General features: G+C 43.1%; 14 protein-coding genes and 1 pseudogene. 8 read left to right on the forward strand and 7 right to left on the reverse strand.

Going from position 1 to position 23,635, the window contains the following annotated elements; genetic code table 11:
- The first annotated feature begins 380 nt into the window (after positions 1-380).
- The 4 genes and pseudogenes from M1F97_RS05950 (at position 381) to M1F97_RS05965 (ending at position 4,522) form a co-directional block, all read left to right on the forward strand.
- Positions 381-1,790, forward strand: a pseudogene (locus M1F97_RS05950) (peptide MFS transporter).
- 265 nt (positions 1,791-2,055) lie between these two features.
- The gene (locus M1F97_RS05955) at positions 2,056-2,742 is read left to right on the forward strand and encodes a LexA family transcriptional regulator (RefSeq protein ID WP_247944514.1); all 687 of its coding nucleotides are present in this window, start codon (positions 2,056-2,058) and stop codon (positions 2,740-2,742) included.
- 3 nt (positions 2,743-2,745) lie between these two features.
- Complete coding sequence (locus tag M1F97_RS05960; protein WP_247944515.1) at positions 2,746-4,167, forward strand: Y-family DNA polymerase; 1,422 nt, start codon at positions 2,746-2,748, stop codon at positions 4,165-4,167.
- Positions 4,160-4,522 (forward strand): hypothetical protein, encoded by a 363-nt coding sequence (locus M1F97_RS05965; protein WP_247944571.1) that lies wholly within the window; start codon positions 4,160-4,162, stop codon positions 4,520-4,522. Before M1F97_RS05960 ends, M1F97_RS05965 begins: the two co-directional genes overlap by 8 nt.
- Positions 4,523-4,848: 326 nt before the next feature.
- On the opposite strand, the gene M1F97_RS05970 is transcribed toward M1F97_RS05965, so the two are convergent.
- From M1F97_RS05970 to M1F97_RS05995, 6 genes are all read right to left on the reverse strand, one after another.
- A complete protein-coding gene (locus tag M1F97_RS05970; RefSeq protein WP_247944516.1) occupies positions 4,849-11,040 on the reverse strand; it encodes an alpha-L-fucosidase in 6,192 nt (2,063 codons plus the stop codon).
- A 343-nt stretch (positions 11,041-11,383) separates the two neighbouring features.
- A complete protein-coding gene (locus M1F97_RS05975; RefSeq protein WP_247944517.1) occupies positions 11,384-11,860 on the reverse strand; it encodes a glutathione peroxidase in 477 nt (158 codons plus the stop codon).
- The gene (locus M1F97_RS05980; RefSeq protein ID WP_247944518.1) at positions 11,857-12,435 is read right to left on the reverse strand and encodes a DUF3278 domain-containing protein; all 579 of its coding nucleotides are present in this window, start codon (positions 12,433-12,435) and stop codon (positions 11,857-11,859) included. Before M1F97_RS05980 ends, M1F97_RS05975 begins: the two co-directional genes overlap by 4 nt.
- Before the next feature lie 20 nt (positions 12,436-12,455).
- On the reverse strand, positions 12,456-12,788 hold the full coding sequence (locus M1F97_RS05985; RefSeq protein ID WP_247944519.1) for a hypothetical protein: 333 nt from the start codon (positions 12,786-12,788) through the stop codon (positions 12,456-12,458).
- 10 nt (positions 12,789-12,798) lie between these two features.
- On the reverse strand, positions 12,799-13,341 hold the full coding sequence (locus tag M1F97_RS05990; protein ID WP_247944520.1) for a DUF3278 domain-containing protein: 543 nt from the start codon (positions 13,339-13,341) through the stop codon (positions 12,799-12,801).
- Between the two features lie 15 nt (positions 13,342-13,356).
- Positions 13,357-13,551 carry a helix-turn-helix transcriptional regulator gene (locus M1F97_RS05995; RefSeq protein WP_001082471.1) on the reverse strand — a complete coding sequence of 65 codons (195 nt, stop codon included), beginning with the start codon at positions 13,549-13,551 and terminating at the stop codon, positions 13,357-13,359.
- 162 nt (positions 13,552-13,713) lie between these two features.
- Between M1F97_RS05995 and rsmH the strand changes: the two genes are divergently transcribed.
- The 4 genes from rsmH to mraY are packed head-to-tail and all read left to right on the forward strand — an operon-like array spanning position 13,714 to position 18,233.
- Positions 13,714-14,664, forward strand: coding sequence for a 16S rRNA (cytosine(1402)-N(4))-methyltransferase RsmH (gene rsmH / locus M1F97_RS06000; protein WP_247944521.1), 951 nt, complete (start codon positions 13,714-13,716; stop codon positions 14,662-14,664).
- A gap of 10 nt (positions 14,665-14,674) precedes the next feature.
- Positions 14,675-14,992 carry a cell division protein FtsL gene (ftsL, locus tag M1F97_RS06005; RefSeq protein WP_000840795.1) on the forward strand — a complete coding sequence of 106 codons (318 nt, stop codon included), beginning with the start codon at positions 14,675-14,677 and terminating at the stop codon, positions 14,990-14,992.
- A 3-nt stretch (positions 14,993-14,995) separates the two neighbouring features.
- The gene (gene pbp2X / locus M1F97_RS06010) at positions 14,996-17,251 is read left to right on the forward strand and encodes a penicillin-binding protein PBP2X (protein WP_247944522.1); all 2,256 of its coding nucleotides are present in this window, start codon (positions 14,996-14,998) and stop codon (positions 17,249-17,251) included.
- 1 nt (position 17,252) lies between these two features.
- A complete protein-coding gene (gene mraY, locus M1F97_RS06015; RefSeq protein ID WP_247944523.1) occupies positions 17,253-18,233 on the forward strand; it encodes a phospho-N-acetylmuramoyl-pentapeptide-transferase in 981 nt (326 codons plus the stop codon).
- 69 nt (positions 18,234-18,302) lie between these two features.
- Here mraY and M1F97_RS06020 read toward each other — a convergent pair whose 3' ends face one another.
- On the reverse strand, positions 18,303-23,423 hold the full coding sequence (locus tag M1F97_RS06020) for an SIALI-17 repeat-containing surface protein (RefSeq protein WP_247944524.1): 5,121 nt from the start codon (positions 23,421-23,423) through the stop codon (positions 18,303-18,305).
- Positions 23,424-23,635 lie beyond the last annotated feature (212 nt).

The following is a 23,635-nucleotide window of genomic DNA, read 5'->3' on the forward strand; positions in this document are numbered from 1 at the left end:
TCTCTATGCTTATTGGCTTGTATTTTAGTAATTACAAGTTTGGCATAGGGATTTTTTTGTTTATTGAAGAGGAGAGGATAAGATAAGTATGTTTCAAGGTTTGAAACATTTTTAAACTAAACAAGAGCAAATTTTTAAAGGTGATTTCTCAAAGTAACTTCCGCTTGCCTGACCGAAGTGGAAGTTACTTTGCAATGGATTTTTATGATGGAATTAAGTATGAGACGTGTGATTTTTTCAGAAAATTTTCTAAAACAAACATGATTTGTTTGAAAATTCTGTAAAATGAATTGTTATATCGTTCAAGGAGAATATATATGGAAAAACAGAAAACATTTTTTGGACATCCTATTGGTTTGTCCACCCTCTTCTTCACAGAGATGTGGGAGCGCTTTTCTTACTATGGGATGCGAGCTATCCTACTTTACTATATGTACTATAGTGTGCAAGATGGTGGATTGGGGATGGATAAGACCACAGCTGCATCGATTATGGCGATTTATGGCTCACTGGTATTTTTGTCCTCGGTTATCGGTGGTTTTGTCAGTGACCGTATTTTAGGAAGCCGTAAGACTGTCTTTTACGGTGGGATTCTGATTATGCTAGGGCATATTGCTTTGGCAACACCTTTTGGACAAGTGGCTCTCTATCTTTCTATTGCCTTGATTATCTTTGGAACTGGATTTTTAAAACCCAATATCTCAGATATGCTGGGGGGAATTTATGAGAAAGAGGATGATAGACGGGATGCAGGTTTTAGTATCTTTGTCTTTGGTATTAACTTAGGTGCCTTCGTTGCCCCTTATTTAGTAGGTTATCTAGGTCAGGAAGTCAATTTCCATCTAGGTTTCTCATTAGCTACCATTGGGATGTTCTTTGGTTTGGTGAAGTATGTTTTAGATGGGAAGAAATATCTGCCTGAATCAAGTCTTTACCCCACTGATACACTTTCACAGAAGGACCAGCAGACCTTGATTAAACGCTTGCTGATTACACTTGTCATGGTTATTCTTGTGGTTATAGGTTTAGTCTTTGCTCACCAATTTAACGTGGATATGATTGTTAATATCTTTACAGTGATTGCGGTAATCATTCCAATATACTATTTCTTCAAAATTTTATCTAGTCAGAAAATAACTGCTACTGAGAGATCCCGAGTATTTGCCTACATTCCTTTATTTATCGCTGGAGCACTCTTCTGGTCTATTGAGGAGCAGGGGTCTGTTGTTCTCGCTCTATTTGCGGATGATCAAACTTGACTTTACTTTAATGTATTTGGGAATCAGATTCATTTCCCATCTAGCTTTTTCCAAAGTATCAATCCACTTTTCATTATGATTTATGTGCCGATTTTTGCATGGTTGTGGGGGAAAATGGGTAAAAAGCAACCGTCCTCTTCTAAGAAATTTGCTTACGGTTTATTTGCAGCAGGTTTATCCTTCTTGTGGATGATGTTACCAGGGATGCTCTTTGGGACAGATGTTAAGGTCAGTCCTTTCTGGTTGATTATGAGTTGGGCTATTGTGATTGTGGGTGAAATGCTGATTTCGCCTATTGGTCTATCAGTCACTAATAAGCTAGCACCAAAATCCTTCCAAGCACAAATGATGTCTATCTGGTTCTTGAGTAGTGCAGCTGCCCAAGCTATCAATGCTCAAATTGTAAAATTTTATACAAGCGAAACTGAAGTGGCTTACTATGGAATTGTTGGAGGAATTACGATTGTATTCGGTATTATCTTACTCTTCTACGTTCTACTTATTGAAAAACTAATGTCTGGTATCAAATAGAGAAAAACTGGAATTTCTGTACGAATTTTAAAAGTTAGATCAATTATTTATTCAAAGGATTTAGTTCTGTATTGTACAGGGCTAAGTCCTTTTAGTTTGATTAAAACTCATGATGTTTATGATATTCCTAGTAGACAACCGTCCACTTTTTTTATATAATAAAACTAAACCATATTGGTTGAATTTTGAAAATGTAAGCTCAACCGTCGATTAGTCTTTCTAAGGGAGATAATGTCCATTAAAGCATCACACTAGGAGGTGAATCATGTACCAACCAGAAAAACTCAAGGCTCGGAGGAAAGAGCTAAAACTGACACAAAAAGAGATTGCAGACCAACTTGGGATTAGCTTTCAGGCTTATTCAGCTTGGGAGCGTGGTATCAAGGAACCGTCCCAGGAGAAAGTTGCTCAGCTGGAGAAGATTTTAAAAGTAGCAAAAGGATATTTCACCCAGATTGAGATTGTCCGTCTTTATAATAGCTTATCTAACAAAGGGAAGGAAAAGGTTATTCTTTATGCTCGCAACTTGGCTCAAGAGGAACAGGCTCAGAAGGTTACGGCTATGCCAGAGCGTCTCTACGAGTACCGTGTCTATGAACGCATGTCAGCAGGGATTGGGGCTTCGGTCTACGATGACAGAAATTTTGATACGGTTTACTTTAATGAGGAACTAGCCCATGATTTTGCTTCCTGGGTGGCTGGGGACTCCATGGAACCTAAATATCAAAATGGTTCCGTGGCTTTGATTCGAGAGACCGGATTTGATTATGATGGGGCGGTTTATGCAGTGGTTTGCAACAACCAGACCTATATCAAACGGGTTTATCGTGAGGAAGATGGCTTGCGTCTGGTCTCTATCAATCCCAAATACAAGGATATTTTCATCTCCTATGAGGAAGATCCTCGAATTGTGGGGATTATCGTTGGGAATTTTGTGCCAATGGAGGGCTAGCTCATGGGCTACTTTGATTATTCCAGAGAGCCCAAAAGTGATATTGCCTTTGTCGATATGAAATCCTTTTATGCCAGTGTCGAGTGTGTGAAAAGGGGCTTGCATCCGCTGAAGACCTCACTTTGTGTCATGAGTCGCGCGGATAATTTTACTGGCCTGATCCTAGCCTCCTCTCCCATGTTTAAGAAGATTTTTGGCAAGTCAAATGTTGGTCGGGCCTATGATCTGCCTTTTGATATCAAAACGCGCAAATTTTCCTATTACAATGCTCGAAAGCAAGGCTTGCCAACTGACTCAGACTATGTTCGCTATATTGAAGATTGGGCCCAAGTTACCTTGATTGTCCCTCCTCGGATGGATGAGTACATCGCAGTCAATATGGAAATCCAACGAATCTTTCAAAACTATGGTAGCCCAGATGATATTTATCCCTACTCTATCGATGAGGGCTTTATCGATCTGACCAGTTCGCTCAACTATTTCATCCCAGTCAAGAGTCTCTCTCGCAAAGACAAGCTGGATATGCTTTCTGCTCGTATCCAGAGGGATATTTGGAGGCAGACAGGGATCTACTCTACGGTAGGTATGTCCAATGCCAATCCCTTACTGGCCAAGTTGGCACTGGATAATGAGGCCAAACACACCCCGACTATGAGGGCCAATTGGTCTTATCAGGATGTGGAAGAGAAGGTCTGGGCCATTCCCAAGATGACGGACTTTTGGGGGATTGGCAGGCGGATGGAGAAACGCTTACATGCTCTGGGGATTTTTTCCATCAAGGAATTGGCAACCAGCAATCCAGACCAGCTAAAGAAAGCTCTGGGTCAGGCTGGCCTGCGTTTGTGGTTTCATGCTAACGGGATTGATGAAAGTAATGTTCATAGGCCCTATAAAGCCAAGTTCCAGGGGTTGGGAAATTCTCAAATCTTGCCGAGAGACTACGTGAAGTTACGGGATATCGAAATTATTCTCCGAGAAATGGCAGAGCAGGTGGCTATTAGATTGAGAAGGGCGGGAAAGAAAACAACCCTTGTCTCTATCTATGTTGGTTTCTCTAAACAGGAGGTTAGGCCGTCTATTCACACACAAATGAAGGTCGAACCTACCAATAATACAGCTATCTTAACGGATTATGTTTTGAAGTTATTTCATAACAAATACACTTCTGGGGCGGTCAGAAGTGTTGGAGTCAACTATTCAGGATTTGTGGACGAGTCCTTTGGTTTGATCTCCCTCTTTGATGATGTTGACAAGTTAGAAAAAGAAGAAAGGCTCCAGACGGCTATTGACTCCATTCGGGAACAATTTGGTTTCACTTCTCTCCTAAAGGCCAATGCACTGGAAGAAGCCTCTAGGAGTCTTGCCAGAAGCAAGCTGATTGGTGGGCATTCTGCTGGAGGATTAGATGGATTATACAATGATTGATCGTTCTTACTTACCTTTTCAATCTGCGCGAGACTATCAAGATCCAGGGATGCAGAAGTGGATGGGCTTTTTCCTCTCAGAGCATACCAGCTCGCTTGGTGAAGAAAAAAATCGTGTTGATTTTTCGACGAATTTGAATTCAGTTGAGAAGCTACCCTTGCTTTCTCAGCTTTATGTTGGGCAACTGAAGGGATGTTTTGTTGTCAAGGAAAAGAAACAGAAAACCACTATCATTGGTGAAGTGAAAGAGTTGTCCTCTAAAACCTTATCTATTAGAACAAACGAGGAATATAGGCTGATAGAGGTTGCAGATGTTTTAGAAATTCAACTGTCGGAGGAGGAGATTGATGATTAGAAAAGAGATGCATGAAAACAAACTGCAGATGGACTATCCCTTGAACTCAACTAGCTTTGAAGATACGAGCAGAAGAGCGACTTCCATCGCAAGAGATAGTCATATAAGAAAAAAGCTTTATAGTTTTTGCTGACAATTTCCTTGAAATCGTAGTTGAATTTGAAAACACTTATCCTCAATGATTATCTTATTTATAGATGTATACCAGAATATCCATATAAATTTATGGATGTTTTTTATTTTCTAGAGATAGAAAAAGAGAAGACCAAATGGTCTTCTCTACGGGGGAACTGAAATAATGGGAAAGAATCAATCAAAGATTGTTATTAGTCTTTGAAATTCTTTTGGAAGATGAGGAGAGACAAGATAGAAGTAATAGCTGCCAAGAAGAGGAAGGCATTCGCTTCTTGTTCTCCAGTCGCTGGGAGTTGTCTTTCCTTGTCTTCTTTGATTGTAGCTGTAACAGGAGCTTTTTCATCTTTTGCTGGTAAATTGTCTGTTACGACTGGAGCAGGTTTTTCAGTCTCTCTTGGGAGAACGTACTCAGGAAGAGTCACAACTGGTGGTGCCTCTGTTCCAACTGAGCTTTGTTTACTACCTACCTCAATCACTCGATCTTGAGCCGGAGTCGATTCTGTTTGGAGAACTTTGCGCTTGTCACCGTCCACTTCAACATACTCGACTAGCAGACCGTTTTTACCTTCTGATAGGATTTGCTCTTTTCCTTTATCTAGTAGGGTATTTTCGCGATGGATAGTCTTGAACGGTACGACCTTATTGACAATTTCCAAACTTGGAAGTGTAAAGACAAGGTTCTTAACTCCTTCTTCAGGAGATGAAGAAGTAATCGGTTTTTCCGGTTGAGCTGGTTTCTCAGGTTCAGCTGGTTTCTCAGGCTCAGCTGGTTTCTCCGGTTGAGCTGGTTTTTCCGGTTGAGCTGGTTTTTCAGGCTCAGCTGGTTTTTCAGGCTCAGCTGGTTTCTCCGGTTGAGCTGGTTTTTCCGGTTGAGCTGGTTTTTCCGGTTGAACTGGTTTCTCAGGCTCGGCTGGTTTTTCCGGTTGAGCTGGTTTCTCAGGCTCAGCTGGTTTCTCAGGCTCAGCTGGTTTCTCCGGTTCAGCTGGTTTTTCAGGCTCAGCTGGTTTTTCCGGTTCAGCTGGTTTTTCCGGTTCAGCTGGTTTTTCCGGTTGAGCTGGTTTTTCAGGCTCAGTCGGTTTTTCAGGCTCAGCTGGTTTTTCCGGTTGAGCTGGTTTTTCCGGTTGAGCTGGTTTTTCCGGTTGAACTGGTTTCTCAGGCTCGGCTGGTTTCTCCGGTTCAGCCGGTTTTTCTGGTTGAACTGGTTTCTCAGGCTCGGCTGGTTTCTCAGGTTCAGCCGGTTTTTTCGGTTCAGCCGGTTTTTCCGGTTGAGCTGGTTTCTCAGGTTCAGCTGGCTTTTCAGGTTGCGCTGGTTTTTCAGGCTCAGCTGGTTTCTCAGGTTCAGCTGGCTTCTCCGGTTCAGCTGGTTTCTCAGGTTCAGCCGGTTTTTCCGGTTCAGCCGGTTTCTTAGGCTCAGCTGGTCTCTCAGGCTTAGCTGCTTCAAGCTTGCTAATTTGTTCAAGAGCGGATTCTAGCGCTTTATTAACTTCTTCTTGAGTCTTGGCTTCTTGAATTGCAGTAATTGCTTGGTTTGCAAGTTCAATTAATTTCTTCTTAGCGTCATTGTTAGAACCAAGCTCACCGACTTTTTTCTCGATGGCTTCTGTCAAGCTAGCCATGGCCTTATTGTATTCGATTTCCGGCTGTTTCGGTTCAGCAGGCTGTTCTGGACTAGGTTCTTCGCCAGGTTTTTGGTAGTTTTCGTCCTTGCTTAGGATATCTTGCAAAGTACTTACTGTCAACATAACATCCTGAGCATCTACAGTTCCAGCGCTGAGTTGGTTTCTCAATTTGTCTAGATTTGCTTGGAAAGCTTGGCGTGCAGCAGGTATATTTTTCAATCCTGTTGGGTCAAAGTTAGCCAAATCGTCCTTCCATTTAGTGATGGATTGGAGAAGCTCTTCTTTGCTGTAGAGTTCGCTTCCTTCACCACGAGTGATGAATTGATCCACCTGAATACCGATGTTTCGAGACAAATCGTTTCGATCAGGATCTAGTTGAAGGGTGACTGCGTGCAAGTTCTCTTCAAGACCTTTTAGGCTAACCAGAGTTTGATTGCCTTGGCGTTGGGCAGCATGACCGCTAAAGTATTTCTTGCCATCAATAGTCGACGCATTTCCCATGCCATCTTGATAAGGAACTTCTTTGCCATCTAGGAAGACTTTGTAGATACCATGATTTGGATCAACATAGCCCTTGATATCAAGTCCAGTACCGTAAAAGTAGGCTGTGACAGTTGTCTTTTTCTTTTGTTCATCAGTTAAGCGACCAAAGGAAGCCCAAGACTCCGTTTTTTGGTACTTGTCTGCCGAATTGGTTTCATGGTGCCAGCCAGGACTGTAATCCAACTGACTAGCTTGGTCATCATAACTTGTTTGATCCTTGATCAGCAATTCAGCTTTCATCACTTGGATGGTTGCATCGGTAGCAAAACCGAGCAAGGCACCATCAGTGACAGAAGTGAGCTTGGCTTTGAAGTCAAAGACAGAGTCGGCTTGTTCTGTAAAGTCAATCGTTGGGATGGTCACAGTCTTTTCTGTTTCTCCATCTTTAAAGGTCACATCTTGAGTTGTATCTTGGTAAACTTTACCGTGAACCCCAGTTCCAGGTTCTGTGATGAAGCGAACAGTAGCAACCCCCTTGCTTCCACCAACACGTTTAATTTTAACAGTGACTGGTTTTCCTTTTTCGACTTCGTAGTTAGTAGACTCAAGTTCAAACATCCCTTTGCTATCATTGTTTAGGGTGTAGATCCCTTCTGTAGCAATCGGTTCGCCTGTTTTGTTTACAAGGGTAATAGTGTGTTGACCAGGTGCTAAATCGTCTGTTTCATATACTTTTTGGCTACGTTTACGGCTAGCGTTCTTAGTTTGCACATCCGCAACTTTTTGGCCATCAACGTAGACTGACATTTCTCCATGACCTGGGTCGACTGTAGAGACGACATAGGCCTTGGTTCCTGTGAAGGTATAGCTTACTTTGGCATCTTTTTGATTGGTCCACATAGAAGTGCCACGAACACCTTCAGATTCATTGTACCAAGTTGTTCCAGCTGTATCCGCTGTTGTGTTTGAGTGGTATTCAAGTCCAAGAGGGTAGCCATCTGTCTTTTCAATGCTACTTGGTGTCTTGTAGACTGAGAAGTTGGTCAAGATTGGAGTTGCTTGAGCACCAGTGATGGTTACGCGGATTTTTTGTGCCTCTACAGGCTTGCCTTGAACCAAGCGACGGTAACCAACAGTTGAACCTTCCCCGTAAGTCACCCAGCGACCGTTGATTTCAACTTCAATCTTGAAACCAGAAATACGTTGACCTTTGGCGATGTCTTCCTTGAGTTCAACGACGTCAAAGCGTCTCTTTTGCCCTAAATCGACTGTAAAGCTACCAGTTGTGGCATTATTTGAGAGCGCCCAGCTAGTATCATCTTTACCGTCTGTCAGGTGACTTTCCTTGTAGAGGTGGTTCTGACGAGTAGAACTTGCTGTTACAGTGGCACCTTTGGCAAAGTCAGTCGCATACATTTGGTCTAGAGTTGCCTTGAACTCCTTCAAGCGAGTCACATCCGCATCTGCAAATTTTCCTTCTTTATTTGGTGGAATGTTGAGAAGGAGTGGGGTTCCACGACCAACAGACTTGAAGTAGATATCCATCAGCTCTTTGAGTGATTTCGGCTGTTGGTTGTCATGATAGAACCAGCCCGAACGAATCGAAACGTCAGCTTCCCCTACAGAGTACATATCACCATCTGGGTCACCGTGGTTGAGGTATTCATTTTTCACATCGTCTGTGATGTTGGCCCGTTTGACTTTATGCCAGACAGGGTCACCTGCGATCCCTCGTTCATTTCCGATCCAGCGAACACTTGTCGGTTGAGCAGAGAAGATGGCGATATCCCCTTCAGCTTCTTTGATGTATTTGAACCATTCATCAAAGGTATAGGTTACTTTTTGGGCACCGCTACCACGCGCACCGTCCATCCAAACTTCGATGAATTTGCCTTTATTTCCGTATTTCGGATTTCCAAGGATTTCTTTCAGTTGGTTGAGATAGTATTGGTTGTATTCCTTTTCGGTTGCGACATGGTATTTTGGATGGTTGGCATCCCATGGTGACAAGTAAACACCCATATTCATGTCGTACTTGCTAGCAGACTTGGAAACTTCTTCGAGAAGGTCACCCTTTCCATCTTTCCATGGGCTGGCAGCTACGGTATGGTTGGTGTACTTAGATGGATAAGCAACGAATCCGTCGTGGTGTTTAACAACCATAATGGTTCGTTTGAAGCCAGTTTCCTTCAGGGTGCGAATCCATTGGTCTGTATCCAAGTTGGTTGGATTGAAGTATCGAGGGTCTTCTTTTCCATTTCCCCATTCAGAATTGGTGTAAGTGTTCATTCCGTAGTGGATGAAGGCTGCCAATTCTTCCTTGTGGTAATCGAGTTGGGCCTTGCTTGGAAGAGGTCCATGATTGCCAATTTCGGTTTCTTTATCTTCTGGATGAGCCACTGGTTGAGTCGGTGTCGTTGGATTGGATGTATCAGCGATTGGCTCGTATTCAAAGACGACCTCATTCACACCTTTATGCTGGATGGCTGCTTCCAGGCTAGTCTTGACTGGACGGTAGCCAGCGATGTCTTTTGCATGGAAGGTGTTGACAAAGGAAACGTCATACTCTTGACCTTCATTGTTATCAACTGTCGCTTCCGCTAGTTCAGTAGTGGTTCCTTTTTGACGGTAGTAAACTTTGAAGGAGCCTTTGTTGACTTTATAAACCACCTTGATGACACGGGTTCCAGGAGCTGTTTTGCTAACGACATTGTGGTTCCACTCGTCTTTTAGTTGCTTCTGAATCTCGACCCCATCGATGGAAACAATCTGGTATTTTTCTAGATTTTGCTTGTAGAATTCGGTTGGAGTGATTGCTTTCTTGAAATCATAGTCAAAGCCAGTTCCCACTTCTGTTTTGTCTAAGAAAGTATCGTTTTCTTTGACTGTATTGCCTGCTTCGTCCACGTGCTGGATAACGACACGTCCGTAATCAATTCCCTTGACTAGAGTAGCGACACCGCTCTCATCAAAGGAGTACTGATTTTCTCCGATGACAGCTGTCTTATTTCTAAGCATTTCACCTTCGGGTGTAAAGTAATAACGTTTGCCATTATCACCTTGATACCAGCCCTTGACACCATATTTGTCAATGATATCTTTAACCCATTTGAGTTGTTCAGGAGAGAGGACAAGTCCACCACCAAAGCGGTCTTTCTCAGGGACACCGTTGTCAACAGTTCCGTGTTGGTGGACACCGATGACTTTTCCATCACCATTGATAATTCCACCACCAGACAAACCAGATACAGAAGTTGTTTGATAAGTGATGCCAGTAGCTCCTTTGTCATCATAAGGATCAACGGATTTTACCTTGCCGTCAGCTTTATAGAGTTGGCCAGCTACGATAGGTTGCTTGAGCTCTTTTGAACTAGAGTCAGTTGGATAGCCAATCGTGCTGACAGGATCCCCTGCTTTGTATGTCTTATGCTCAGCGAGTGGCACAAAAGTTGCTGCTTTATTTGGGCTTGCAATTTGTATAGGGACAGGTGCCACAACCGCTGCCAAGTCATTCTGATATCCCTTGCTAAACTCTTCTTTGTTCCAGAAGTGGATATCTTTCTCTTGAAAGAGCGTGGTATTTCCTGAATTTGGCTGAGAATTCTTAACGGGAGCGTTGGATCCTAGATTGTAATAGAAGCGCGCAGAATCTCCGCCACGAATATGACCTTCTTTATCTAAAAAGTTATGAGCAACTGTCAAGAAAACGTTAGGCGCAACAAAAATACCAGACCCAGAAACGATGTATCGTTGAGCTCCACCGTTATAAATGCTGTAGACCATAGTGGCAGCAGTTGCGGGTTGTCCCTCGTAGTTGATGTGTTTGAGGTCTAAACCGCCGTTAATGATGGCACGGTTTCCGTTCTCAGCTTCTTTTGGAGCTTCTTCCTTGTCCTTTAGAATGCTCTTAGTTTCTACTTTTGGACTAGCTTTCTGGTCAACGATAGTTTTTGTGTCGAGTTCTTTGACAGGTGTGTCTGGATAGGCACGGTCCTGAATGTCTTCAGGGAGCAAGTCAGCACTGTTGGTATCGGTAGCAGGTGTTTCTTGTTTTTCAGCTTCTACACGACCTTCTTCTTTGACTGGTTCGGTCTTGCCTTCTTCTACATCTGCGACATGTTCAATTTGCTGATCTAAATTGGATGTCGTGGCAGGAGACGTTTCGTCTGCACGCACGGATCCAGAAGCAAAAAATGCCAGTCCCACGATGACAGAGGCCACACCTACAGTCAACTTTCGAATACTAAACGTTTGCCCTTTTTCAAAAAGGTATCGATTCATAATATACTCCTAGTTTTTAGAAAGGCAGTCAGCTACTGCCCGAGCCCAAGTCTGACTTGGTTACAACTTGATTTAAAGATAAAAACTCTCTGATAATTTGTAAGCCACCTTACCTCCTGCGCATAAAGCGCTTTCATTTTAAGATAAAAAAATTTAAAAGGTCATTTCTCCCTTAAAATGACTGGAAACTTTTAATATAACAAATATACTAAATTAATAAAAGAATTGCAATAGCAAAAAAGAAAAAAATAAATATAAATTAAAGAAAATAAGTTACTTTTTAAAGAAAAAACGCATCCTTTCAAGGCTCAAACTAAATGAAAGGATACGTTTTAAAAAGAAATTAGAGTATTTTTTGGAGAAACTCTTGGATGGTTTTGGGGTCTGTTTTGGAAGAGAAGCGCTCAAGGACTTGCCCATCTCGGTCAATGAGAAACTTAGCAAAATTCCATTCGATTCGTTTTCCTAGCGGACCAGATTTCTGATCTTTTAGCCAAACATAAAGAGGATCTGCTTCCTTGCCGTTGACCTTGACCTTGGCAAAGCGAGGGAAAGTTGTCTGGTAGTATAGGCTACAGAAGCTATTGATTTCCTCTGCGCTGCCGGGTGCTTGCCCCATAAACTGATTGCAAGGGAAATCTAAGATTTCAAAGCCATGATCGTGATAGCGTTCATAGAGCTCTTGGAGCCCTTGGTACTGGGGTGTTAAACCGCATCCAGTGGCAGTGTTGACAATCAAGAGAACGTTGCCACGATAGACATCCAAGGGAGTTACTTGGTTGTTTTGGTTCAAAACGGAAAAATCATATACACTTGTCATTTTTCTATATTCTCCTTATGCATTACTGATTCAGAGTGTTTCATCTCGTGTTCTGATAAAAAGGCGTAGGTCATGGTTCCAAAGATGGCACCAATTCCCAAACCCAAGACTAGTAAAGGGAGTATTTTATCGAACTGGGAGAGATTGTCCCAAAAGATATCGAGGGGAAGATGCTGAACAAAGAGTTTGTGAAAGGCTGATAAGACAAACAAGCCAATTGGAATACTGATGAATACACCCCAACTACGAACTTTGATTTGGCTTTTGCTGTAGCTTTTGTGATGAATCTCGGACTGGTCGTCCTTGTCCAAATGTAAGTCTCGAACTGCTAGTCTCACCCTAGATGAGAGGATGAAGATAAGACCAAAATAGAGATAGGGCATAACATCTCGAACCAATTCTATGAAGCGTCCAAATAGAATATAAAACAAGAAGAGTAGGAGGGAGGAGTAAACGATTTGAATCAAGGCTCGAGCGCAAGCCTTGTAGATAACCTCTTGACGGCATTCGTCAAAAGGCCCTTGTATATGAAAGAGATTTCGAAGTAAGCGAGTTGTTAAGTCTTCTTTTTTCATAGAAGTGACCTCTTAAAACATTATTTTGTATTGGCTTCTCTAAAGAGTTGATAGAGAGTATAGCAGTAGATTAAACTAAAAATGATGCAAATGGTTAGACATACGAGATGTCTCCAATCCATAGAATTCGTTAAGAGTTGTGGTAAGCATACGAGGATAAAACAGAGAGATGCGTTTAGAAGACGTATTTTTTTTGATTGGATTTTCTGGAATCTCTGTCCTTTGTTCAATACAGGAAGGAATAAAAGAAAGATAATCAAGAAAGGATGCTCAATATGTCCAGAAAGTAGGAAAAGGGTAATAAAGATACTGATAAAAACATGACTGATCAGCAGTCTCGCTAGTGATTTCATAAGATACCTCCTAGTCGTCTTCTTGGTCTTTCTTTGCTTTTCGAATGCGACGGGAGATGAGAAACTGTATGCTCACTCCGAAGAAGATAGAACCGAGAATACTCGTTAAAGCATTTCTTATAGTGAGAAGAGAATGAAAATAGTCCTGACCTTCACCTATAAGTATATGGAGAAGAGGAGTTATAAAAAACATCCATAGGCCAAAGAACACACCCGCTTTAAGACCTGGGTAGTGTAGTTGCTTACTTTCTTTCTCACTCAGCATATCTGGTTCAATAGTTGTAATCCCTGTTTTTTGCATTTGGTAGGTGAGATATCCAGCAACGATGAGGGCGATTACTAAAATCAGAGGAGGATAGACTAGAGCCACTAGTTGAGGATACTTATAGGCCAGAACGAGTGGAATAAGATTGCCAAAAATCATCAGATAAAAGAGGAAGATAAAGACTTGATTGCCGATACGATCAGCCTCGCGTCGTTTGTATTCGTCAAGTGGATCAGAAATACCGTAAGTGCGTTTGATGAGTTTTTCAGTGAAGGTTTCTTTTTTCATGAGTTGGCTCCTTTTTTAAAAATTATCCTCCCAAAAGAGACTATTGAGGTCAGTTTGGAGGCTACGGGCGAGATTGAGACAGAGTTCCAGAGTTGGATTGTACTTGTCATTTTCAATCATGTTGATGGTCTGTCTCGAGACACCGATATCTTTGGCGAGCTCGAGCTGGGAAATGCCCAATTCCTTGCGGAATTCTTTGACACGATTCATAGGGTCTCCTTTTTGATATGTCGCATATATTTGACTATATTATATTCTTTTGGAGATGATATGTCAAGTATATATGACATTTTTTGGAGAATTTTTTTCGAAGAGACTTAGCCTTGTCTGACAAGTGCAAGCTGGTCAGATTTGTGGTAAAATAGATGGGATATGACAAAAGAATTTCATCATGTAACGGTCTTGCTTCATGAAACGATTGATATGCTTGACGTAAAACCTGACGGTATCTACGTTGATGCGACTTTGGGCGGAGCGGGCCATAGCGAATATTTATTAAGTAAATTAAGTGAAAAAGGCCATCTCTATGCCTTTGACCAGGACCAGAATGCCATTGACAATGCGCAAAAACGGTTGGCACCCTATATCGAAAAGGGGATGGTAACCTTTATCAAGGAAAACTTCCGTCATTTGCAGGCACGTTTGCAGGAGGCTGGTGTCCAGGAAATTGATGGAATTTGTTATGACTTGGGAGTGTCCAGTCCTCAGCTGGATCAGCGTGAGCGTGGCTTTTCTTATAAAAAAGATGCGCCACTGGACATGCGGATGAATCAGGAAGCTAGTCTGACAGCCTATGAAGTGGTCAATCATTATGACTATCATGACTTGGTTCGGATCTTTTTCAAGTATGGTGAGGATAAATTCTCTAAACAGATTGCCCGTAAGATTGAGCAAGCGCGTGAGGTGAAACCAATTGAGACAACAACTGAGTTGGCAGAGATTATCAAGTCAGCCAAGCCTGCCAAGGAACTCAAGAAAAAGGGGCACCCTGCCAAGCAGATTTTCCAGGCTATCCGAATCGAAGTTAATGATGAGCTGGGCGCTGCAGATGAATCTATCCAGCAGGCCATGGACATGCTGGCTTTGGATGGGAGAATCTCGGTCATTACCTTCCATTCGTTGGAAGATCGTTTGACCAAGCAATTATTCAAAGAAGCTTCAACAGTGGAAGTTCCCAAAGGCTTGCCCTTCATTCCAGATGATCTTAAGCCTAAGATGGAATTGGTATCCCGTAAGCCAATCTTGCCAAGTGCCGAAGAGCTAGAGGCCAACAACCGTTCGCATTCAGCCAAGTTGCGCGTGGCCAGAAAAATTCACAAGTAAGAGGAAAAACATGGCAGAAAGAATCGAAAAAACAAGCCAGTTATTGCAAACGAAGTTTAAAGGTTTTTCACGTGTGGAAAAGGCCTTCTATGTTTCGATTGCTGCAACAATGATTATCCTGGCAATTAGCGTTGTGTTTATGCAGACCAAGCTATTACAAGTTCAGAATGAATTGACCAAGGTCAATGCTCAAATCGAAGAAAAGAAAACAGAGCTCGACGATGCCAAGCAAGAGGTCAATGAATTGATTCGTTCAGAACGTTTGAAAGAAATTGCAAACTCTAAGGATTTGCAGCTGAATAATGAAAATATCCGAGCGGCGGAGTAAGATATGAAACAGTGGAAAGAAAAAATCATCCGTTATGCCGTTCGTAATCGCAAATCTCCAGAAGAAAACCGCCGAAGAGTAGGAAAAAGCCTGAGTTTACTGGCTGTCGTACTCTTCGCTGTCTTTTTGGTGAACTTTGCGGTTATTATCGGAACGGGTAAAAAATTTGGCAAGGACTTGGTCCAAGAGGCCAAAAAAGTTCACCAAACAACCAAGACCATCCCAGCCAAACGGGGAACCATTTATGATCGAAATGGAACACCTATTGCAGAGGATGCGACTTCTTATAATATATATGCCGTTATTGACAAGAACTACAAGTCAGCAACAGGTAAAATCCTCTATGTAGAAGATTCTCAATTTAATAAGGTAGCTGAAATTTTCCATAAATACCTCGATATGGAGGAGTCTTATGTCAAAGAACAACTTTCTCAGCCAGATCTAAAACAGGTGTCTTTTGGTACCAAGGGAAATGGGATCACCTATGCCAATATGATGGCTATTAAAAATGACCTTAAAACAGCTGGCGTTGAGGGGGTTGACTTTACAACCAGTCCTAATCGCAGTTATCCCAATGGACAGTTTGCTTCTTCCTTTATCGGTTTAGCGCAACTTCATGAAAATGAGGATGGAACCAAACGTTTGATAGGGACGTCAGGTATGGAAAGCTCCTTAAATAGCATTCTTGCAGGTACAGATGGGATTATCACCTATGAGAAGGATCGTCTGGGAAATATTGTTCCAGGAACTGAGCAGGCTTCCCAACAAACGGTAGACGGAAAGGATGTTTACACAACCCTTTCTAGTCCTTTGCAATCCTTTATGGAAACTCAGATGGATGCTTTCCAGGAAAAGGTAAAAGGCAAGTATATGACGGCTACCTTGGTCAGCGCTAAGACAGGGGAAATCCTGGCTACAACCCAACGGCCGACCTTCAATGCCGATACCAAGGATGGTATTACGAAAGACTTTGTCTGGCGTGATATCCTCTATCAAAGTAACTACGAGCCAGGATCAACCATGAAAGTGATGATGTTGGCTTCAGCCATTGATAACAACACCTTCCCTGGTGGTGAATACTTTAACAGTAGTGAATTGAAAATAGCTGATGCGACCATTCGAGACTGGGACGTCAATGAAGGGTTGACTAGTGGTGGCACCATGACCTTCTCTCAAGGTTTTGCCCACTCAAGTAATATTGGGATGACCTTGCTCGAGCAAAAGATGGGGGATGCAACCTGGCTGGACTACCTTAACCGCTTTAAGTTTGGGGTACCGACCCGTTTTGGTTTGACCGACGAGTACACAGGTCAATTACCTGCTGATAATATTGTCAATATTGCCATGAGTTCATTTGGACAAGGGATATCTGTCACCCAGATCCAGATGCTTCGTGCCTTTACAGCCATCGCCAATGATGGGGTTATGTTGCAGCCGAAATTTATCAGCGCGCTCTATGACCCAAATGATCAGTCTGTCCGTAAGTCTCAAAAGGAAATCGTCGGAAATCCTGTATCAAAAGCGGCGGCATCGTCAACGCGAGACCACATGGTCATGGTAGGTACGGACCCTGTTTATGGAACTATGTACAATCATAGTACAGGCAAGGCAATTGTGAATATTCCAGGTCAGAATGTTGCTCTAAAATCAGGGACGGCGCAGATTGCAGATGAGAAAAATGGGGGTTACCTGACAGGTAAAACCAACTATATCTTCTCTGTTGTGTCGATGCATCCTGCAGAAAATCCTGACTTTATCCTCTATGTGACGGTGCAGCAGCCAGAGCATTATTCAGGTATTCAGCTTGGGGAGTTTGCCAATCCGATCCTTGAGCGAGCTTCTGCCATGAAAGAATCGCTTAATCTTCAGTCGACTGCTAAGAATTTAGAGCAGTATAGTAAGACTACAAGTTATGCAATGCCTGCAACTAAGGATTACACGCCGGGTGATTTAGCAGAGGAATTACGACGTAACCTTGTTCAACCAATCGTTATCGGAACAGGAACCAAGATTAAGGATCTCTCGGTTTCTGAAGGAGATAATTTGGAAGCCAATCAGCAGATCTTGATCCTTTCTGATAAGGTCGAAGAAATGCCTGATATGTATGGCTGGACAGATGAAAATGTGCAAACATTGGCCAAATGGCTCAATATAGAAGTCGAGTGGGAAGGTAGCGGTAAGACAGTCAAGAAACAAAGTGTCCGAGCCAATACTGCCCTCAAAGACCTTAAAAAAATGAAAGTAACTTTAGGAGATTAAGATGAGTAGTTCCATTAGTGCTGGAATTCTGGCCTTTCTATTGACCTTGATTGGCATTCCAGCCTTTATCCGATTTTATCGAAAAGCACAGATTACGGGTCAGCAGATGCACGAGGATGTCAAACAACACCAAGCTAAAGCTGGGACTCCAACCATGGGAGGTCTTGTCTTCCTTATCGTTGCAGTAGTTGTGAGCTTTCTTGTTGCTCTCTTTACCCAACAATTGACCAACAATGTAGGCATGATTTTGTTTATCTTGGTTTTGTATGGTTTGGTAGGTTTTTTGGATGATTTCCTTAAGGTCTTTCGTAAGATCAACGAAGGCTTGAATCCTAAGCAAAAGCTTGCTCTCCAGCTCCTTGGAGGAGTGATCTTCTACCTTTTTTATGAGCGTGGTGGCGATATGCTTTCAGTTTTTGGCTACCAGATCCATCTAGGTATTTTCTATATTTTCTTTGCCCTTTTCTGGCTAGTTGGCTTTTCAAATGCGGTGAATCTGACGGACGGGATCGACGGCTTAGCAAGTATTTCCGTAGTGATTAGCTTATCGGCCTACGGTGTGATTGCTTATATGCAAAATCAACTGGATATCCTTCTTGTGATTCTTGCCATGATTGGTGGTTTGCTAGGTTTCTTCGTCTTTAACCACAAGCCTGCCAAGGTCTTCATGGGAGATGTGGGAAGTTTGGCTCTAGGTGGGATGTTGGCAGCAATCTCTATGGCCCTCCACCAAGAATGGACCCTTTTGCTGATTGGGATTATCTATGTCTTTGAGACAAGCTCTGTTATGATGCAGGTTACCTACTTCAAACTTAGTGGTGGGAAGCGTATCTTCCGTATGACACCTGTGCATCACCATTTTGAGCTTGGAGGATTCTCAGGCAAGGGCAATCCTTGGAGCGAGTGGAAGGTTGACTTCTTCTTTTGGGGAGTTGGGCTTCTAGCAAGTCTCTTGACCTTAGTCTTTTTATACCTACTGTAAAAATAATTTCTGATTACAAAATAAAACAGGATGAAGTTGTTCTTCATCCTGTTTTTCTTATGTTAAAAGTTAGTTGGATTCATCCGTTCTTCCTTTTAACATAAAAGTGGCTGTGAGGGCTAGGCTAAGGCCTGCTAAGAAGAGGAGTGGATTGGACGTTTCTCCTGTTGCTGGAAGTTGTTCTTTAGGAGAATGATTTCCAGCTTTAGCAAGGCTAGGACTAGCTGAAAGTTGTTCAGCCTCATTTGCTAAGGTTTCTGCATCTGAAGCACTTGGTTTTTCCTCTGCACTAGGGGTTGTTCCAGCAGCTTGATAGACGACAGCATAAGTACTGAAATGACTAGTGATGAATTCTGCCATTCCTTCTCGAACGGTGAAATCAAGGGCTTGCAACTCCTTGGTTGGAGTGAGATAGTAGACATTTTCTACACTTGCTGAAATGGGTAAGCGAACCAAGACAGAGCCTTTTGGCTGCAAGCTATGGTCGGTTGGATTTTTAAGCTGTAGGTCGTAAGCATCATAGGTCTTGCCAAAGAGTTCTTGAGCTAGGACGCGTCGGTTAGAGATGTGAGAGATTCCTTCTAAGTCGGTAGCCCCACCGATGATTTCGACCCCTGTCTTTTTATCTTTCAAGGTGCGCAACTGATACTCAGGTCGGGTGAGGGTTGGAGCAGCCTGATCTCCACTAGTTTCGATAGGGCCAGTGTACTCAGGTTTTTCTACAGTAGGAGCTTCTTCTTGACCAGTAGTTCCGATAGGATCGGTGTATTCAGGTTTTTCAACTGTAGGCGGCTCTTCTTGACCTGCGGTTCCAATAGGATCGGTGTATTTCGGAATTTCTACTATAGGAGCTTCTTGTTCTCCTGCAGTACCGATAGGTTTGGTATATTCTGGAATTTCAACAGTAGGTGGCTCTTCTTGCCCTGCGGTTCCGATAGGCTCAGTGTACTCAGGTTTTTCAACAGTAGGAGCTGGTTCCTCTCCCTTGCTTGTAGTTGGCTGCTTCTCGTCAACCTTTTTCTCATCCTTTTTAGTAAAGATAGCTACGACAGGGCTGCTGGTGGTATTTCCTTGAATGGCATAAGCTTCGATGGCATTTCCAGTTTGTCGATCAGTAGCCTCAGGGATTGGGATTTGAACTTGATTGTCTTGGACTGATAGCACGGTCTGATCCCCACTTGTAACCAGATGTGTTTCATCCACCTTACGCAAGACTAGAGGATCTTTGACACCTGGGAAGGTCACTGCGATGGCTTCCCAATCTCCAGCTGGTAGGCTTAAGGAAATGGTTTTGTCATTTTCCTTAAGAGGCGCGATGCTAGGGCTATCTAAACCAACAGCTGGGGCTTTGATGATGTCAAAAGAGTCCAGAGAGATTTTCTTGCGACCTTCTGGCGAATCTGGGTCAACTTGTAATGTCAGGGTGTGCGGACCGTCAGTAAGGTTTGTAAATTCGCCAATAAAAGCTCTCTTTTCGGTTGCACCTGAAGTGTAGAAGTCTAGACTTGGCATTTCTTTGCCATCTAGTGTAACACGTGCTCGTCCAAGAGCCAGGCTCTTCAAGCCATAAATTCGAATGCCCGTCCCTGTAAAGGAAATAGTTGCCTGAGCTTCTGAAGCTGCACTAGAGTCGCTGTTGTTGATGTCAGCGTATTTTTCGGTACCTCCGTAGAGTTCAGGGTCAGACCAGTCCTTAAACTGGGAACCATACTGGATGCGTGAATCACGATCATCCATTTTTTCAATCGTGTTACCTGTTCCTGCTAGGATTTTGAAATAATCTAATGAAATTTTCGAGCGCTCACTACCACGTCCTTTGTGTTCACGTTTAACACTAAGAGTCAATGTATGAGGTCCGTCTGACAATCCTGTAAAGCGACCGATGAGGCTACCTTTTTCAGTTGCCCCAGCAGTATGGAAATCAAGTTCGCCAACTTCTTTACCATCTATTTTAACAGTGGCAATACCGAGTTCAGACGATTTTAGTCCATAGATTTCGATACCAACTCCAGTGAAAGGGATGGTAGCAGTTAAATCTTTGTCAGTGTAGTTTCCTCGTGAAAGATCAGCAAACTTCTCTGTTCCTCCGAATAATTCTGAGTCTGCCCAGTTTCCAAAGGCAGCTCCGTACTGGATACGGCCGTCTCGATCATCCATCAATTCACTAGGGGTTTCTACAGTTGCTTGTTCAGAGACTTGTGTAGAAACTTCGCCCAGCATAGCTTTGACCGTATAGGTGTATGCGAGTTGAGGATCTAGTGATCGGTCGATAAAGTGGGTTTGATTGGTTACAAATTCTCTGGTTGCAGAGGCTTGGCCAGACTCGTCTTTCACTTGTCTTTGGATGACATAGTGGGTAGCGCCTTCTACTTGGTTGAAGGTAAGTTCGGCAGTGACACCATTTTGTCGAACTGCTGTCAGACTGGTTACACGACCAGGGAAGTGTTCAAAGGTAATGACGTCACCTTTTTGTGTTGCTAGTTGGATGCGGCCATCTTTGAGGATAGTTGCCTTGACTGGTTTGCCATTGACCTTGATCTGACTGGCTTCGATATTTGGATAATCTACAACCAGGTCTCCACCGACATTTGAAAGGAAGGACAAGCTTTGCAAGTTCTTATCTTTCCACTTCATGCTGACTTCAAAGTTCCCACGGGCAATCAAGCCAGAAACTTGACCGTCTTTCCAAGCATCTGGAAGGGCTGGCAATGGTGCAATATAGCCAGTGTGTGATTGAAGGAGCATTTCTGCTATCCCACTGGTTGCTCCAAAGTTGCCGTCGATTTGGAAAGGCGCGTGCGTATCCCAAAGGTTTTCTAGAGTTGAGTACTTGAGCTGTTCAGCGAGTAAGCGATGGGCACGGTTACCGTCCAGCAGACGAGCCCAGAGGTTGATTTTATTGGCCTTAGACCAACCAGTACCACCATCTCCACGGTGGTTCAAGGTAGCACGCGCAGCTTCTAGGTATTCAGCTTGGTCCTTGCTAAAGAGCGTACCTGGGAAGAGACCAACTAGATGGGAAACGTGACGGTGGTTGTTTTCAATCCCTTCATTGGTGAATTGTGGACTGTCCTCCTCGTACCATTCCTTGATACGTCCTTCTTTATTGATATGAAGTGGTTTGAGTTTGTCAAATTTAGCCTTGACCTCTGTGACTAAGTCTTGGTCGACTTTCAGATGGTTGGCAACTTCCATGTAGTCGTGGAATAGTTGCCAGACTAGCGATTGGTCAAAGGTATTTCCGATGGTGATGGTACCGTGTTCTGGCGAGTAGGATGGAGAAGACACCCAACGGTCACTGGCCTGGTCATAGTGCAAGAAGGAGTTCCAGAACTTAGCGGTTTCCTTCAACATAGGATAGATCTTTTCTTTGAGATAAGTCTCATCCTTGGTGAATTTATAGTAGTCATAGACGTTCTGCATCATCCAGGCATTAGCGGCTGGCGACCAACCCCAATAATAATTCCAACCAGGAGTAGTCCAACCAAACGGTGTCGCCTGGGTGTGGACCAGCCAACCATTTTCTTGTCCGTCTTTGGATTCGATACCAGCGTATTCCTTGGCAGCGATACGGCCATAGTAACGCATGTCGTCAATGTAATTGATCATTGGCTTGGCAGTTTCAGCAAGGTTGCTCATATAGGCTGGCCAATAGTTCATTTGCAAATTGACATTGAGGTGGTAGTCAGCGTTCCAAGGTGGATTGTCTACAGCATTCCAGACTCCTTGTAGGTTGGCAGGAAGGGCATCTGTCCGATCACGAGACGAACTGATGAGTAGATATCGGCCATATTGGAAGAAGAGTTCTTCCAATTTTTGCCCTTTTTCTGGGTTATAGCCTTGAAGGGCCTCTTTCGTCGTTTGAGCAGTCTTGCTTCCACCTAGGTTTAGTTTAACGCGGTTAAAGAGACTTTGATAGTCCTTGATATGGGCCTTTTTCAGTGTCTCGTAGTCTTTGGCCTTAGCTGCTTCGACAATCCCTTTAACTGTTTTTTCGAGGTCAATGTCTTTTCGATAGTTGGTTTTTGGATTCTGAGCAAAGTTAGTCTTGGCACTGAGATAGAGGGTTGCATAACTTGCGCCTGAAACGGTCAAAGTTTCGTCCTGAACAGTCACCTTTCCGTCCGTTTTAATTCCTAGATAGGATGCAAACTTGAGGCCGTTATCTTTGACAGTTCCTTTTAGAAGGATTCCGTTTGCATCTGTAGTGACATGACCGTTCTTATAGTTGGAATATTCCCAAGAGTAGTTGCCATTAGCAAGCAAGTCTTCTGTCAAGCTGTTCCAAAGGGTAAAGTCAAGTGTCTTGTTTCCTTTTTTGGTCAGGTGGGTCACAGTGACATCATCAGGATAGCTGGAGAAGGTTTCGCGTTTGAAGGTCGTCCCATCTTGGGTGTAAGAAGTTGTTGTAGTGGCTTCTGTGATATCCAGATTACGGTGATAATCAGTTACAGTATCTAGTCCTTTCTTCTGGTTATTAAAGACCATAAAGATATCTCCAAAGGCTAGGTAACGTCCATACTGGGCGTTGTTTGGTCCAACTAGATTTTGTTCAGCGAGCTGTTTTGCTTTTTGGCGGTCGCCAACTTCGAGGGCTTTACGTATCTCTGCTAAGACCTTGTAGCGGTCCTTGTAGTTTCCTCCGTTATAGTCGGTGCTATCGGGTTGTGGTCCTCCTGACCAGAGGGTCTTTTCGTTGTACTGGATTCTCTCTTCCCCAATGAGTCCGAAAACCTTGGCTCCCATTTCTCCATTTCCGATAGGAAGAGCTTGCTTTTCCCATCCGTCATAGGAGGGAGCTGTTGGCTGATCATAGTTGAGTTGATAGTTTTCTTGCTTTGTCACAGGTAGCTCGGTATTTTCATTCTCCTTATTTTCTTTAGCTTCTACAATGGCTTCTTTACTAGCTTGACTACTTGTAGGCTTAGTCTCCTCGGTTGCCTTGCTTTCGGAAACTGAACTCTCAGCTAGAGGTGGCTTTGTAGCCTCAGTAGCTTCAACTATACTGGGTTCACTATCAGGTTTAGTGCTAGTTTCGACTGAGGTCTGTTCAGTTTGTTTGACCTCGATACTATCAGCAGAGACTGTATGACTAGATAGGAAAACAGCTCCCAACAAAACAGAAGCAGTCCCAACCGTCAGTTTTCGGATGCTATAGCGACAGGATTTCTCCCAAAATCTTTTGTCCATAGAAATCTCCTTTTGTTTTTGGAATCGTTTACATTTTGTAAAACAAGTCCGCTTATTTTGTTTCTATTTACCTCTCATTCTAGCGGTCAACTAGTAATTGTCAAGAGATTTTCGGTGAAAAACATATTTGCTGTTGTTTTTTCTTAAAATAGTAGAGTAAAGAGGGGATTATTCGTAATTTCATAGTTCATTCTGAATGTAAGACTAGCTTA

It is taken from the genome of Streptococcus oralis (assembly GCF_023110435.1).
GTDB lineage: Bacteria > Bacillota > Bacilli > Lactobacillales > Streptococcaceae > Streptococcus > Streptococcus oralis_CF.